We start from the raw sequence: 13,207 nt of genomic DNA on the forward strand, positions 1-13,207 counted from the left end.
GCACATGACCATGAAGAAGCTATTCAATTTTGCTGCCCTGACGTTGCTGGTCAGCCTGGGGCTGAGCACCGTCACCCAGGCCGAAGAGATCCGTGTGATGACCTCCGGCGGTTTCACCGCAGCCTACAAAATCCTCGGCCCGAAATTCGCCGCCTCCACGGGTAACACACTGGACACCGCCCTTGGCCCTTCGATGGGCAAGGCGCCGGAAGCGATCCCCAATCGCCTGGCTCGCGGTGAAAAGGCCGACGTGGTGATCATGGTCGGCTACGCCCTCGATGACCTGATCAAGCAAGGCAAAGTCGATCCCGCCTCACGGGTCGAGCTGGCGGACTCGCGGATCGGCCTGGTGGTACGTGAAGGCGCGCCGAAACCGGACATCAGCTCTGTCGACGGCCTGAAAAAGACCTTGCTCGACGCGAAGTCCGTGGCCTATTCCGACAGCGCCAGTGGCGTATACATCGAGGAGCAATTGTTCAAACGGCTGGGCATTGAAGACCAGCTCAAACCCAAGTCGACGATGGTCCCGAAAATCCCGGTGGGTTCGGTGGTTGCCACCGGTGACTATCAACTGGGCTTTCAGCAGGTCAGCGAGTTGCTGCCAGTGCCGGGGGTGAGTTTTGTGGCGAAGATTCCGGAATCGGTGCAGTCGGTCACGCGTTTCGCCGCCGGCATTCCGGTGGGGGCGCAACACCCGGCGCAAGCCAAGGCATTGCTGGAATACCTGGCCTCCACCGCCGCTCAACCGGATGTGAAAGCCACCGGGCTGGACTCAGTCAGCCGCTGACCTGGACTTTCATTTCCACCACCAGCCGTTCCAGTTCCAGTGCCGCCGGGGTCAAGGTGCGACCCCGGCGCTTGATCAAACCGACACTGCGCATCACCTGCGGATCGGTCAGCGGCACCCGTGTCAGGATCGGGTGATCCGCCGCCGGCATCGCCATCAACGGCACCGCTGCCACGCCCAACCCCGCTTCGACCAAACCAATCATCGTCGTCACATGCCGGGTTTCGCAGATGCTCGACCGCTGCGGCACAATGCCCGTGAGCGCCTGATCCAGCAGAAAGCGATTGCCGGACGTTTTGTCCAGCGAGATGTAGTCCTGCTGATAAAACTCATCCCACGTCACGCTGGCGCGTGCGGCCAACGGATGATCGCGCCGGCACGCCACCACATAACCTTCCTGTACCAGCGGCTCGAACTCCACTTCCGCCTCCAGGGTGCCCATGAAACTCAGGCCGAAATCCGCCTCGCCGTTGACCACCGCACTCAGCACTTCGTGGGCGCTGGAATCGAGCACCTTGACCTTGATCCGTGGAAACTGCCGGTGGTAGTGGGCGATCACTCGCGGCATGAAGTAGTAAGCCGCTGAAGGCACGCAGGCGACGGTGACGTGACCGAGGCGGGTCGAGGCGACTTCGCTGATGCCCAGTAGCGCCACGTCCAGGTCGTCCAACAGACGCTCGACACTCGGCATAAAACCGCGTCCGGCCTGGGTCAGGCTGACCTTGCGCGTGGTGCGCTCGAACAACCTCACACCGAGGGCGTCTTCGAGCTTTTCAATGCGCCGGCTCAGCGCCGGTTGGGAGATGCGCACCGTGTCGGCGGCCTTGCGAAAGCTGCCCTGCTCCACCACGGCGCGAAAGGCTTGCAAGTCATTAAGGTCGAAGTTGATGGCCATGATGCGCACTCGGGAAGCGGGACAGATTGATCAGCCTATCGCATAAATGTAACTAATTAATGCAACATGTAACTATATTTTCGTCGCCCTTCAGGCCGCCTTCGCGAGCAAGCCCGCTCCCACATTTGTTTGTGGCGTGCAGAGATACTGTGTCCACCACAGATCTATTGTGGGAGCGGGCTTGCTCGCGATAGCGGTGGGTCAGGCAACATCGTTGTATGTTCATGGCTGACGCATGAAGCATCACCCTTTATCCTTGTCCCCCCGCCGTACCGAGTGAATGGAGTTTTTGTCATGCCCCATGAAGGCAACCTGTTGCAAGCCGCTGTCGTGTTTCTGTTCGCGGCGGTGCTCACCGTTCCCTTGGCCAAGCGCCTGCAATTGGGGGCGGTACTGGGTTATCTGTTTGCAGGGGTGATCATCGGGCCGTCGGTGCTGGGCCTGATTGGCAATCCGCAAAGCGTCAGCCACATTTCCGAACTCGGGGTGGTGTTGCTGCTGTTCATCATTGGTCTTGAACTGTCGCCGCGACGTTTGTGGGTGATGCGCAGATCGGTGTTCGGCGTCGGCCTGGCGCAAGTGCTGCTGACGGGCTCGGTGATTGGTGTGCTGGCGTTGTTCGTGTTCGGCCAACCGTTGAACAGCGCGATCGTGCTGGGCTTGGGCCTGGCGCTGTCGTCCACGGCGTTCGGTCTGCAAAGCCTGGCCGAGCGCAAGGAACTGACCAGTCCCCACGGGCGCTTGGCATTCGCGATTCTGCTGTTCCAGGACATCGCCGCTATCCCGTTGATCGCCATGGTGCCGTTGCTGGCGGGCGGCGATCACACCAGCAGCGCTGGGGAAGGCCTCAATCACGGCTTGCGCGTGCTGGGCAGCATCGCGGTGATGGTGATCGGTGGGCGATACCTGTTGCGGCCGGTGTTCCGGGTGGTGGCCAAGACCGGTTTGCCGGAAGTCTCCACGGCCACCGCGTTGCTGGTGGTGATGGGCACGGCGTGGCTGATGGATCTGGTCGGCGTGTCGATGGCGCTGGGGGCGTTCCTCGCCGGGTTGCTGCTGGCAGACTCCGAATACCGCCACGAACTGGAAGCGCAAATCGAGCCATTCAAGGGATTGTTGCTGGGGCTGTTTTTCATCAGTGTCGGCATGGGCGCCAACCTGAGCCTGCTCCTGAGCGCGCCGATCACGGTGCTGGGCCTGACCCTGTTGCTGATCGCAATCAAACTGCCGCTGCTGTTTGTTGTCGGTCGGCTGGCGGGTGGTCTGGGCAAGGTCAGTGCGATTCGCCTCGGCATCGTGCTTGCGGCCGGTGGTGAATTTGCGTTTGTGGTGTTCAAGATCGGCCGCGACCAGGGCCTGTTCGAACCAAACCTGTACGACTTGCTGGTGCTGACCATCACCTTGTCCATGGCGGTGACGCCACTGCTGTTGCTGGTGTGCGCGCGACTGGTCAGGCCAAAGGTTCAACCGGTGGTGGTGCCGGAGAAATTCCGCGAGATCGATACCGACACGCCACGCGTGGTGATCGCCGGCATGGGCCGCATGGGGCAGATCGTTGCGCGGATTTTGCGCGCGCAGAACATCAAGTTCGTCGCCCTCGACACCTCGGTGGAAACCATCGAACTGTCGCGCAGCTTCGGCGGTGTGCCCGTGTTCTACGGCGACCCGATGCGCCCGGAGATCCTCAGTGCGGCCAAAGTCGAGCAGGCGGAATACTTTGTCATCGCCACCGACGACCCGGACACCAACATCAAGACTGCCGAACTGGTGCATAAACTCTACCCGCACATCAAAATCATCGCCCGGGCGCGTAACCGTCAGCATGTGCATCGCTTGGTGGACCTTGGCGCCGAGGCCATTCGGGAAACCTATTACTCGAGTCTGGAAATGAGCCGGCGCACGCTGGTCGGCCTGGGGCTGACCCAGGCCCAGGCCGATGCGCGGATCAAACGCTTCAAGCATCACGACGAACAGGTGCTGGAGGCCCAGCATGCGGTTTATGACGATGCGGCGAAGGTCTTGCAGACGGCGCAGGAAGCCCGGGCGGAACTGGCGAGATTGTTTGAGTCGGATCAGTTGGAAGAACAATCAGGCAAGGCATAACTGATCGCCCCCACGCTCCCCCACAGCCGATCGTTCCCACGCTCTGCGTGGGAATGCCGCCCGGGACGCTCCGCGTCCCTTCGCAAGTCGTGACGCAGAGCGTCACAGGATGCATTCCCACGCAGAGTGGGAACGATCGACATAAGGAATCCACAATGGCTGCTGACCAACCCGCCCCCGCCCTGAAAGAAATCTTCAACGCCGACCGCCTCAAGCACATCGCCACCGAAATGACCGCCGTCTACCCCGCGTTCAACGCCAAGGCCTTCCTGAAACTGGCCAACGACGGGCTAGGCGAATTATCCATCATGCAGCGCATGGCCCGGGTCAGCGAGTGCCTGCACACCGTCCTGCCGTTGAACTATGAGGAAACGCTTGAACTGCTACGCGCCCTCGCCCCGCGGCTGAACAGCGGCTTCGTCAGCATCTCATTACCGCACTACGTCGCGACCTACGGCGAACATGCCTTCGAGCAGTCCATGGACGCCCTCAAGTACTTCACTGCGTTCGGCTCTTCGGAATTTGCGATCCGCTATTTCTTGCGCAGCGACATCGAACGCTCCCTGGCGGTCATGCATGAGTGGTCCCTGGACCAAAACGAACACGTCCGCCGCCTGGCCAGCGAAGGCAGCCGACCGCGCCTGCCATGGTCGTTTCGACTGGAACAGATTCAGGCTGACCCAACATTGGCGGCGGAAATCCTCGACAACCTCAAGGCCGACGACAGCCTCTACGTGCGCAAGTCCGTGGCGAACCATCTCAACGACATCACCAAGGATCATCCCGAATGGGTGCTGGACCTGATCGAAGGCTGGTCGCTGGACAACAAACACACGGCATGGATCGCCAAACACGCCCTGCGCAGCCTGATCAAACAAGGCAATCAACGCGCGTTGGCGATCATTGGCGCGGGCTGCAAGCCTGAGGTCGAGATCATCGATGTGAAGGTGGTACCGGAGGTGATTCGCCTGGGTGAAAAAATCACCCTGTCCTTCGCCGTGAGATCCACGGTCCAGGACAGTCAGCGACTGGTGATCGACTACGCAATCGATTACGTAAAAGCCAGCGGCAGCACGTCAGCGAAGGTATTCAAGCTCAAGGCGCTGACGCTTCCCGGCAAGGCGACCGAATCCATCGTCCGGGGTCAGCACATCAAGGAACTCACCACCCGCCGGCATTACGCGGGTCATCACGCCGTGCACATTCTGGTGAACGGCGAGCGCCTGGCCAGCACCGGGTTCGAGATTACCGCTGACGCTGATTGACCGTATTAGCGGATCGACCGGGCAGCATGCGCGTCAGGGTGTTGTCACGGACCCAATAGTGATGGAACAACCCCGCCGCCGCGTGCAAGCCGATCAGCCAGTAACCGGCGCTGCCGAGCAATTCGTGCCAATGCTTGAACTGCTTCGCCAGGTCTGGATCGACCGCCACCAGCGAAGGCAGGAAGAACTCGAAATAAGGCATCGGCTTGCCACCTGCCGACAGCATCAGCCAGGCCAATAATGGCGTGGCAATCATCAGCCCATACAATGCCAGGTGCATCAGGTGCGAAACGCCTGTCTGCCACACGGGTAACGCCGGCGTGATGGGCGGACGCGGGGCGAGCCGCCCGAGCAAGCGCACCCAGACCAACACAAAAATGCTGAACCCGAACAAGCCGTGCAGCCCCAGGAACAGGCTCTTCAACGCATGCCCGCGGGGCAACAGCCCTTTGATTTCGATGCAGGCATACACGCCAACAAACAGCGCAAGCATCAGCCAGTGCAAAGTGATCGAGAGTTTTCCATACCGGTGAGCGAGTGCATCGCGGGTCATAACAAGCCTCGTGAATATCATTGTGACTGGCGACTCATTCGCGCAGCCCGGGGCGACACCCTGCCCGCCCAGTCTTAAGACAATCTGAAGACAGGCCCGACCGATCTTTTGGCCTCCTTCAGGTTTCGTTAAGAAATGCCTCCGATACTCCTTCCACACTGACCTGGGGAGGCGTTTTCCAATGCCCGATTTCAACTGGAACATCCCTCTGCCCCTGCATTTCGGCCAAGCCGAAACCCCGCAGATGAGTTTGGCCAGAGCCCTGCCGGACGAGCCCCTGCGCCCCGTCTTCGAAGCCTTTATCCAGCAACGCTTCCGTAAGGCCCACGGTGCCGACATCCGTCATTTCATGCCGGAGCTGTTCGGCATGAACAACGCGTCAGGTGAACTGTGTGCAGTGGCCGGCGTGCGTCTGGCGAATAGCGAACCACTGTTTCTGGAACGTTACCTGGACGAACCGATCGATCCGCTGATCAGTGTCGCGGCCGATTGTGCAGTAGACCGCGCGGGTATCGTCGAGGTGGGCAACCTGGCCGCCACCGACACCGGCAGTGCGCGAATGAGCATCATCGCCATCACTTACCTGCTGGCCATGGGCGGCCTGGAATGGGTGACGTTCACCGGCAACATCGGCCTGGTGAACAGCTTCCATCGTCTGGGCTTGAAACCCGTGACCTTGTGCGCCGCCGATCCTGCGCGGCTGGGCGACGACCGCCATAGCTGGGGCAGTTACTACGAGAGCAAGCCCTGGGTACACGTTGGCAACATCCGCGCCGGCTTCATCCATTTGCGCAATATCGGGATGTTCAATCGCCTGGGGCTGCCATCGTCCATCGAGGAATCCAGCCATGTCGCCTGAAATGGAACGTTTCAAGCAGACCCTGCGCAGCCATGCCGAACGTAAGTCCAATGCCATCGCCCTGTGGGGCGATCACCTGAAACTGGACTACGCCACGCTGTACGCAGAAGTGATGTATCGCCAGCAGCGTCTGCGCGATGAAAGCGTCAAGGTGGTTGCACTGGCGCTGGACAATGGCGTCGAAGCCATGCTCTGGGACCTGGCCGTGCTGTTTGAAGGTCTGACCTGCCTGACGTTGCCACCTTTTTTCAGCCCGGCTCAACGTAAACATTGCCTGAAGCAAAGCCAGGCCGCCCTGGTGATTGCCGAGCCAGCACTGGAAGGCGAATTGCAAACGGCCGGTTATGAGAAAGCCGGCGAGTTCTGGCGCCGTACCTTCAGCGGCCCAAGTCGGATGCCCGAAGGTACCGCCAAACTGACCTTTACCTCGGGCACCACCGGCACCCCCAAAGGCGTGTGCCTGAGCGCCGAAAGCATTCTGCGGGTCGCCCGCGAACTGGATCAGGCCAGCAAGCCCACCGATCCACAGCACCACCTCGCACTTTTGCCACTGGCGATCCTGCTGGAAAATATCGGCTGCTATGCGGCGCTGTACGCCGGCGCAACGCTGAGCCTGCCCAGTCAGAAAACCCTGGGTATTGAGGGTGCCAGCAGTGTGGATGTGCCGCGACTGCTCGGATGCCTGGCCACCCGTGCCCCCGAGAGTTTGATCCTGGTGCCGCAGTTGCTGTTGATGCTGGTCAGCGCCGCCGAGCAAAAAGCCTTCAGCCCCCACGCGTTGCGTTTTGCCGCGGTGGGTGGCGCACGGGTTAGTGAAGAATTACTGCTCCGTGCGCAACGGATCGGCCTACCGGTTTACGAAGGCTACGGACTGTCCGAGTGCGCGTCGGTGGTGTGCCTCAATCGGCCAGAAGCGCGCCGCCCTGGCAGTGTCGGACGGCCCCTGCCCCACGTGGACATTCGCCTGGCCGACGACGGCGAAGTGCTGATCAAAGGATCGACCTTGCTCGGTTATCTCGGCGAGGCGCCGCACACCGATGAATGGTGGCCCAGCGGCGATCTTGGCGAGTTCGACCCCGAAGGTTTTCTCTACCTCAAGGGGCGCAAGAAACATCAATTCGTCACCAGTTACGGCCGCAATGTGAACCCGGAATGGGTCGAGGCCGAATTGACCCAACGCCGTCATATCGCCCAGGCCTTTGTCTACGGCGAAGCCATGCCGAGCAACCACGCGCTGCTCTGGCCCCATCGCCCCGATTGCACCGACGCAGAACTGGCCGCCGCCGTGGCCCAAGCCAACGAAGCCTTGCCCGATTACGCCCAGGTCCATCTGTGGACACGCCTGGATCAACCATTCACATCCGACAACGGTCTGCTGACCGCCAATGGCCGACCACGCCGGGACGCCATCGTCGAGCGTTACCGCTCGCAACTGACTGAAGCTGTCTTTTCAGAGGAATCTGCGTCATGAGCTTTTTCGACACATTGCAAGAAGCCACCCAGCAAGAACGCCACGAGCTGTTCAATCTGCCCATCATTCGCGACGCCCTCGAGGGCAAGGTCAGCCTGGAAAGTTACCGGGCCTTCCTGGCGCAAGCCTATTACCACGTGCGCCATACCGTACCGCTGATGATGGCGTGCGGTGCCCGTTTGCCGTCGCGCCTGGAATGGCTGCGTAAAGCGGTGTGCGAGTACATCGAGGACGAATACGGCCACGAACAATGGGTCCTCGACGACATCCAAGCCTGCGGCGGCGACAAAGAGGCCGTGCGCGACGGTCGTCCGTCCTTGTCGATCGAATTGATGGTCAGCTTCCTCTACGACCTGATTGCCCGGGGCAACCCGGTCGGCCTGTTCGGCATGGTCAACGTGCTTGAAGGCACCAGCATCGCCCTGGCCACTCATGCCGCCGACAGCATTCGCGAACGCCTGGACCTGCCGCAAAGCGCTTTCAGTTACCTCAGCTCCCATGGTTCGCTGGATATCGAGCACATGCACACCTATCGCCGACTGATGAACACCCTCGATGATCCGGCCGACCAGGCGGCTGTGATTCACGCCTCCAAGGTGGTGTACACGCTTTACACCGACATGTTCCGCGGTTTGCCACGCGATGGGGAGAACCTGCATGCGCCTGTCTGAGGCTCGCGTGGTACTGACCGGCGCCAGCGGCGGTATCGGGTTGGCGATTACTACCGCCCTGTGCGCCAGTGGCGCCCGGGTATTGGCCGTGGCTCGGCATCGGGAACCGTTGGCGCCTTTGCTCGAACGCTATCCGCAGCAGTTGTGCTGGATCGGCGCCGACCTGACGTTCCTCGCCGACCGCCGCAAAGTACTGGCCGCCGCCGAAGCCATCGGCGGCATCAACCTGCTGATCAACGCCGCCGGGGTCAATCACTTCGCCATGCTCGAGCAGCTCGATGACAGCGACATCAACGCCATGCTGGCAGTGAACATCAGCGCGCCGATCTGCCTGACCAAGCTATTACTGCCGCTGCTCAAGCAAGCTGAAAGCGCGATGGTGGTGAACGTCGGTTCGACCTACGGCTCCATCGGCTACCCCGGTTACGCCAGCTATTGCGCCACCAAGTTTGCCCTGCGGGGTTTTTCCGAAGCCCTGCGCCGGGAACTGGCCGACACCCGGGTCGGCGTTTTATACGTCGCGCCACGGGCCACCCGCACCAGCATGAACAGCCCGGCGGCACAGGCCTTGAATGACGCGCTCAAATCCAGTGTCGACGATCCTCAAAAAGTAGCCTCGGCGGTGATCCACGCGATTGCCGGAGACCACCGTGATTTGTACCTGGGTTGGCCGGAACGCTTTTTCGTGCGCCTGAACAGCCTGTTGCCAAACCTGGTGGATCGCGGCCTGCGCAAGCAGTTGCCACTGATCCGTCGCCTGAGTCAGAAGCCTGATAACGAGAATCTCAAGCCATGAAAAAACTCTTTGCTTGCTTGCTGTTGGGCGCCTTGAGCCACAGCGCCTGGGCGCTGGACGCCGCCGATCAACAACGTCTCAATGGCATCCAGCAAAGCTGGGCTCATATTCAATACGAACTGCCGGCCGAGCAGCGCACCGCCGCATTCGAAAAACTCGCCGGCCAGGCGTCGGCGTTCACTCACGAACGCCAATCGGTGGCCGAAGCCTGGATCTGGTCCGGAATCGTCACCAGCAGTTGGGCCGGTGCCCAGGGCGGGCTCGGTGCGCTGAGCAAGGTCAAGGACGCGAAAGTCGACCTGGAGAAAGCCCTGGCCCTGGACCCAAAAGCCCTGCAAGGCTCGGCCTACACCAGCCTCGGCGCACTGTACGACCGCGTACCGGGCTGGCCCATCGGTTTCGGCGACGCCGACAAGGCCGAACAGTTGCTCAAGCAGGCCTTGCAACTGAACCCGAACGGCATCGATAGTCTGTACTTCTGGGGCGATCACCTCTACCGTCAAAAACGCTACAGCGAAGCCCGGGGCGCCCTGCAAAAAGCCCTGCAAGCGGAGCCAAGGCCAGGCCGGGAAACCGCCGACGCCGGGCGGCGCAAAGAGATCGAAGCATTGCTGGCGGACGTGAACAAGAAACTCAACTGACAGGAGTCCGTGTGCGCTTATTACTGGTTGAAGATGACGTGGCCCTGGGCGAAGGCATCCATCAGGCCCTGGGCCGCGAAGGTTACACAGTCGACTGGTTGCAGGACGGCATCAGCGCCTTGCATTCGCTGCTCAGTGAATCCTTCGACCTGGCAGTGCTCGACCTCGGCCTGCCGCGCATGGACGGGCTGGAAGTGTTGCGCCGTCTGCGTGACAGCGGCTCCAACCTGCCCGTGCTGATCCTCACCGCGCGGGACGCCACCGAAGACCGTATCGAAGGGCTGGATGCCGGCGCCGACGACTACCTGATCAAGCCCTTTGACCTGGCCGAACTCAAGGCGCGCCTGCGGGCCTTGCTGCGGCGCAGTGCCGGCCGCGCGCAGATGCTCATCGAACACGCTGGCATCAGCCTCAACCCTGGCACCCAGCAAGTCAGTTATTTGGGCGAACCGGTCGCGCTGACGCCCAAGGAATATCAACTGCTCCACGAATTACTCTCGCCGCCGGGCCGGGTCATGACCCGCGATCACTTGATGCAGTTGCTTTACGGCTGGAACGAAGAAGCCGAAAGCAACACCCTGGAAGTGCACATTCATCATCTGCGCAAGAAATTTTCCACCGATCTGATCCGTACCATTCGCGGTGTCGGTTATCTGGTGGAGGAGCGTCGATGACGTCCATTCGGCACCGTACCCTGACGCTGATCATCGGCCTGATGCTCGCGGGTCTGGCGGTGATCAGCGTGTTCAACTGGCACGACAGCAACCACGAAATTGCCGAAGTCTATGACGCTCAACTGGCGCAGAACGCCCGGCTGCTGCAGGGTGTGATGCGCATGCCGCTGGCCAGCAAGGAACACGCCGAGCTGTATCAGGCATTCAACAGGGCCTTGGGCGAAGCGGCGCCAGGAAGCGATGGCCATCCTTATGAAAGCAAGATTGCCTTTCAGGTCTGGAATCGTAAGGGCGAAGTGCTGGTGCACACCGCCAGCGCGCCCTCCTTCACCACGCCCCCGTCGACACCCGGCTTCAGCGATGTGGTCGATCTGAATAACAACCACTGGCGCGCGTTCATGCTGGAAGACAAACCAACTGATGTGCGGATCTGGGTGGGCGAACGCGGCGATGTGCGGTCGGAGCTGGTGGACCGGATCCTGCGCCATACCCTGTGGCCCAATGTGCTGGGCAGCCTGATTCTGGTGGCGATGGTCTGGCTGGCCATTGGTTGGGGCCTCAAGCCCCTGGCCGATATGGCGGCGACGCTGCGCGCACGGCACAGCGGTTCTCTGGAACCGCTGCAACTGACCCCGCTGCCCAACGAGCTCGAACCGATGCAAGCGGCGCTCAATCGCATGCTCGCGCAGATTCAGGAAGTGCTCGGCCGCGAGCGGCGCTTTATCGCCGACGCCGCCCATGAAATGCGCACGCCCCTGGCGGTGTTGCGGGTGCATGCGCAAAACCTGTTGGAGGCCGGCACCGAACAAGAGCGCAGGGAATCCCTGGCGTTTCTGATTTCGGGCGTGGACCGAACCAGCCGTTTGGTCAACCAATTGCTGACCATGGCTCGCCTTGAACCCACAGCCGTAACGCCGGTGCCGCACACCATCGACCTGACTCAAACGGTGCGCGACAGCCTGGTTCAGCTCACGCCCTGGTTACTGAGCAAGAACCTTGAACTGGCCTTCGACGTCACTGACCGGCCCCTGAAAGTAATCGCTGACGCCGCCGCCATCGACATCGCCCTGAATAACCTGATCAGCAACGCGGCAAATTTCTCCCCCGCGCACGGCGTCATCACCGTGCAGCTGGATCAGGCTGACGGGTTTTATTTATTGAGTGTCGAAGATCAGGGGCCGGGCATCGACGAAGCGGAACGCGGCCGGTTGTTCGAACGTTTTTACAGCCGAGGGAACGTCCAGGGGGCGGGATTGGGTCTGACAATCGTCAACACCATTGCAACTCGGCTGGGTGGACGAATTACCCTGGTCAACCGGCCGGAGGGCGGGTTGCGGGCAACGCTGTCGATTCCGGACGGCCAGTCCCGCACGCCTTTACAGCGCACCACGCGCGAGTTGCCGCCGAATGCTTGAGTGATCACAAGCAGGGTTTTATGGCAATGCCGCCGAGCGAAGCATCCTCGCCTGAATGCGGTGAGCCATAGGACGCCTTCGTGGGCAAGTCGGATAACGCTCCTTGTCGTCATCCAATAGAATGGACGACAAACGCTATCCCAGCAGCAACCCCTGCTCGGCCTCACACAACCCCACCACGTAATCCCACAACACCCGCAACCGCACCGACTTGTGCAGCTCACGCCGCGTGCTGATCCAGTAGCTGCGCTGAATACTCTCGTCCGGCAGCAACGGCACCAGACCAGGATCGGCGCTGGCCATGTAACACGGCAGCACGGCGATCCCCAACCCGGAACGCGCGGCCTGTTGTTGCGCGATGACGCTGGTGCTGTGAAACACAACCTGCGGATTGCGGCAGAAGCTGTTGAGGAACATCAGTTCCTGGCTGAACAGCAAGTCATCGACGTAGCCGATCCAGGCGTGACGAGCGAGGTCTTCGCGGCTGCGCAGCGGTGGCGAACGATCCAGATACGCCTGGCTGGCGTACAGCGCCAATCGATAGTCAGTCAGTTTTCGCGTGACCAGCATGTCGGCGGCCGGGCGCTCCAGGTGGATGCTGATCTCGGCTTCGCGGTTGAGGATGCTGACGAAACGCGGCACCGCCACCAGTTCCACTTCCAGGCCCGGATAACGTTCGAACAAGCCGTTCATGCGGCTGGCGAGGAACATGATGCCCAGCCCTTCGGTCACGCCGACGCGGATCTTGCCTAACGGTGCGCTCGACTGAGTGATTTCTTCCTGAGCCAGCAAGGCGACGTTTTCCATGGCTTCGGCGTGTTTGAGCAACGCTTCGCCCGCCGGGGTCAGCTCATAACCCTGGGCATGCTGGACAAACAACGCCGTGCCGAGGCTCTTTTCGATGGCCTCGATGTGCCGGGCCACGGTGGCGTGGGTGGTGTTCAAACGGCGGGCAGCGGTGAGCAGACGCCCGCTGCGCTGCAACTCGAGAAAAAACCGCAGGTCATTCCAGTCGAACATGAACCGTCCTTGAGGTGGGGCTGTTTAAAAACGCACAGCGGCTGCGCAAAAACTAAC

The 13,207-nt window shown here is 61.2% G+C and carries 13 protein-coding genes; 10 read left to right on the plus strand and 3 right to left on the minus strand.

Features of this window, described 5'->3' with window-relative positions:
* The first annotated feature begins 10 nt into the window (after positions 1–10).
* Complete coding sequence (locus KGB03_RS04900; protein WP_192409560.1) at positions 11–787, plus strand: substrate-binding domain-containing protein; 777 nt, start codon at positions 11–13, stop codon at positions 785–787.
* On the opposite strand, the gene KGB03_RS04905 is transcribed toward KGB03_RS04900, so the two are convergent.
* The gene (locus KGB03_RS04905) at positions 777–1,682 is read right to left on the minus strand and encodes a LysR family transcriptional regulator (protein ID WP_218537822.1); all 906 of its coding nucleotides are present in this window, start codon (positions 1,680–1,682) and stop codon (positions 777–779) included. The two genes, KGB03_RS04900 and KGB03_RS04905, sit on opposite strands and share 11 nt — an antisense overlap.
* 294 nt (positions 1,683–1,976) lie before the next feature.
* Here KGB03_RS04905 and KGB03_RS04910 point away from each other — a divergent pair, with 294 nt between their 5' ends.
* The gene (locus KGB03_RS04910; protein ID WP_223526480.1) at positions 1,977–3,785 is read left to right on the plus strand and encodes a monovalent cation:proton antiporter-2 (CPA2) family protein; all 1,809 of its coding nucleotides are present in this window, start codon (positions 1,977–1,979) and stop codon (positions 3,783–3,785) included.
* A gap of 155 nt (positions 3,786–3,940) precedes the next feature.
* Complete coding sequence (locus KGB03_RS04915; RefSeq protein WP_223526481.1) at positions 3,941–5,050, plus strand: DNA alkylation repair protein; 1,110 nt, start codon at positions 3,941–3,943, stop codon at positions 5,048–5,050.
* On the opposite strand, the gene KGB03_RS04920 is transcribed toward KGB03_RS04915, so the two are convergent.
* Positions 5,031–5,603: a cytochrome b gene (locus tag KGB03_RS04920; RefSeq protein ID WP_111452540.1), complete on the minus strand. Its 573-nt coding sequence runs from the start codon at positions 5,601–5,603 to the stop codon at positions 5,031–5,033. The two genes, KGB03_RS04915 and KGB03_RS04920, sit on opposite strands and share 20 nt — an antisense overlap.
* Positions 5,604–5,784: 181 nt before the next feature.
* Between KGB03_RS04920 and KGB03_RS04925 the strand changes: the two genes are divergently transcribed.
* From KGB03_RS04925 to KGB03_RS04955, 7 genes are read left to right on the plus strand one after another with little or no spacing between them, the layout of a single operon-like run.
* The gene (locus tag KGB03_RS04925) at positions 5,785–6,462 is read left to right on the plus strand and encodes a thermostable hemolysin (RefSeq protein ID WP_111452539.1); all 678 of its coding nucleotides are present in this window, start codon (positions 5,785–5,787) and stop codon (positions 6,460–6,462) included.
* Entirely contained in the window at positions 6,452–7,933 is a 1,482-nt protein-coding gene (locus KGB03_RS04930) for an AMP-binding protein (RefSeq protein WP_223526482.1), read from the plus strand. Before KGB03_RS04925 ends, KGB03_RS04930 begins: the two co-directional genes overlap by 11 nt.
* A complete protein-coding gene (locus KGB03_RS04935; protein ID WP_218537817.1) occupies positions 7,930–8,604 on the plus strand; it encodes a TenA family transcriptional regulator in 675 nt (224 codons plus the stop codon). Before KGB03_RS04930 ends, KGB03_RS04935 begins: the two co-directional genes overlap by 4 nt.
* Positions 8,591–9,400 (plus strand): SDR family oxidoreductase, encoded by an 810-nt coding sequence (locus KGB03_RS04940; RefSeq protein WP_218537816.1) that lies wholly within the window; start codon positions 8,591–8,593, stop codon positions 9,398–9,400. Before KGB03_RS04935 ends, KGB03_RS04940 begins: the two co-directional genes overlap by 14 nt.
* Positions 9,397–10,041 (plus strand): tetratricopeptide repeat protein, encoded by a 645-nt coding sequence (locus tag KGB03_RS04945; RefSeq protein WP_192409565.1) that lies wholly within the window; start codon positions 9,397–9,399, stop codon positions 10,039–10,041. The genes KGB03_RS04940 and KGB03_RS04945 overlap by 4 nt, the downstream gene beginning before the upstream one ends.
* Before the next feature lie 11 nt (positions 10,042–10,052).
* Positions 10,053–10,715 carry a response regulator gene (locus tag KGB03_RS04950; protein WP_192409566.1) on the plus strand — a complete coding sequence of 221 codons (663 nt, stop codon included), beginning with the start codon at positions 10,053–10,055 and terminating at the stop codon, positions 10,713–10,715.
* Positions 10,712–12,130 (plus strand): ATP-binding protein, encoded by a 1,419-nt coding sequence (locus KGB03_RS04955; protein WP_218537813.1) that lies wholly within the window; start codon positions 10,712–10,714, stop codon positions 12,128–12,130. The genes KGB03_RS04950 and KGB03_RS04955 overlap by 4 nt, the downstream gene beginning before the upstream one ends.
* Before the next feature lie 135 nt (positions 12,131–12,265).
* Here the strand turns inward: KGB03_RS04955 and KGB03_RS04960 are convergent, their stop codons facing one another.
* Positions 12,266–13,150, minus strand: coding sequence for a LysR family transcriptional regulator (locus tag KGB03_RS04960; protein ID WP_223526483.1), 885 nt, complete (start codon positions 13,148–13,150; stop codon positions 12,266–12,268).
* Positions 13,151–13,207: the final 57 nt, after the last annotated feature.

It is taken from the genome of Pseudomonas sp. BF-B-26 (assembly GCF_019956495.1).
Taxonomy (GTDB): Bacteria; Pseudomonadota; Gammaproteobacteria; order Pseudomonadales; family Pseudomonadaceae; genus Aquipseudomonas.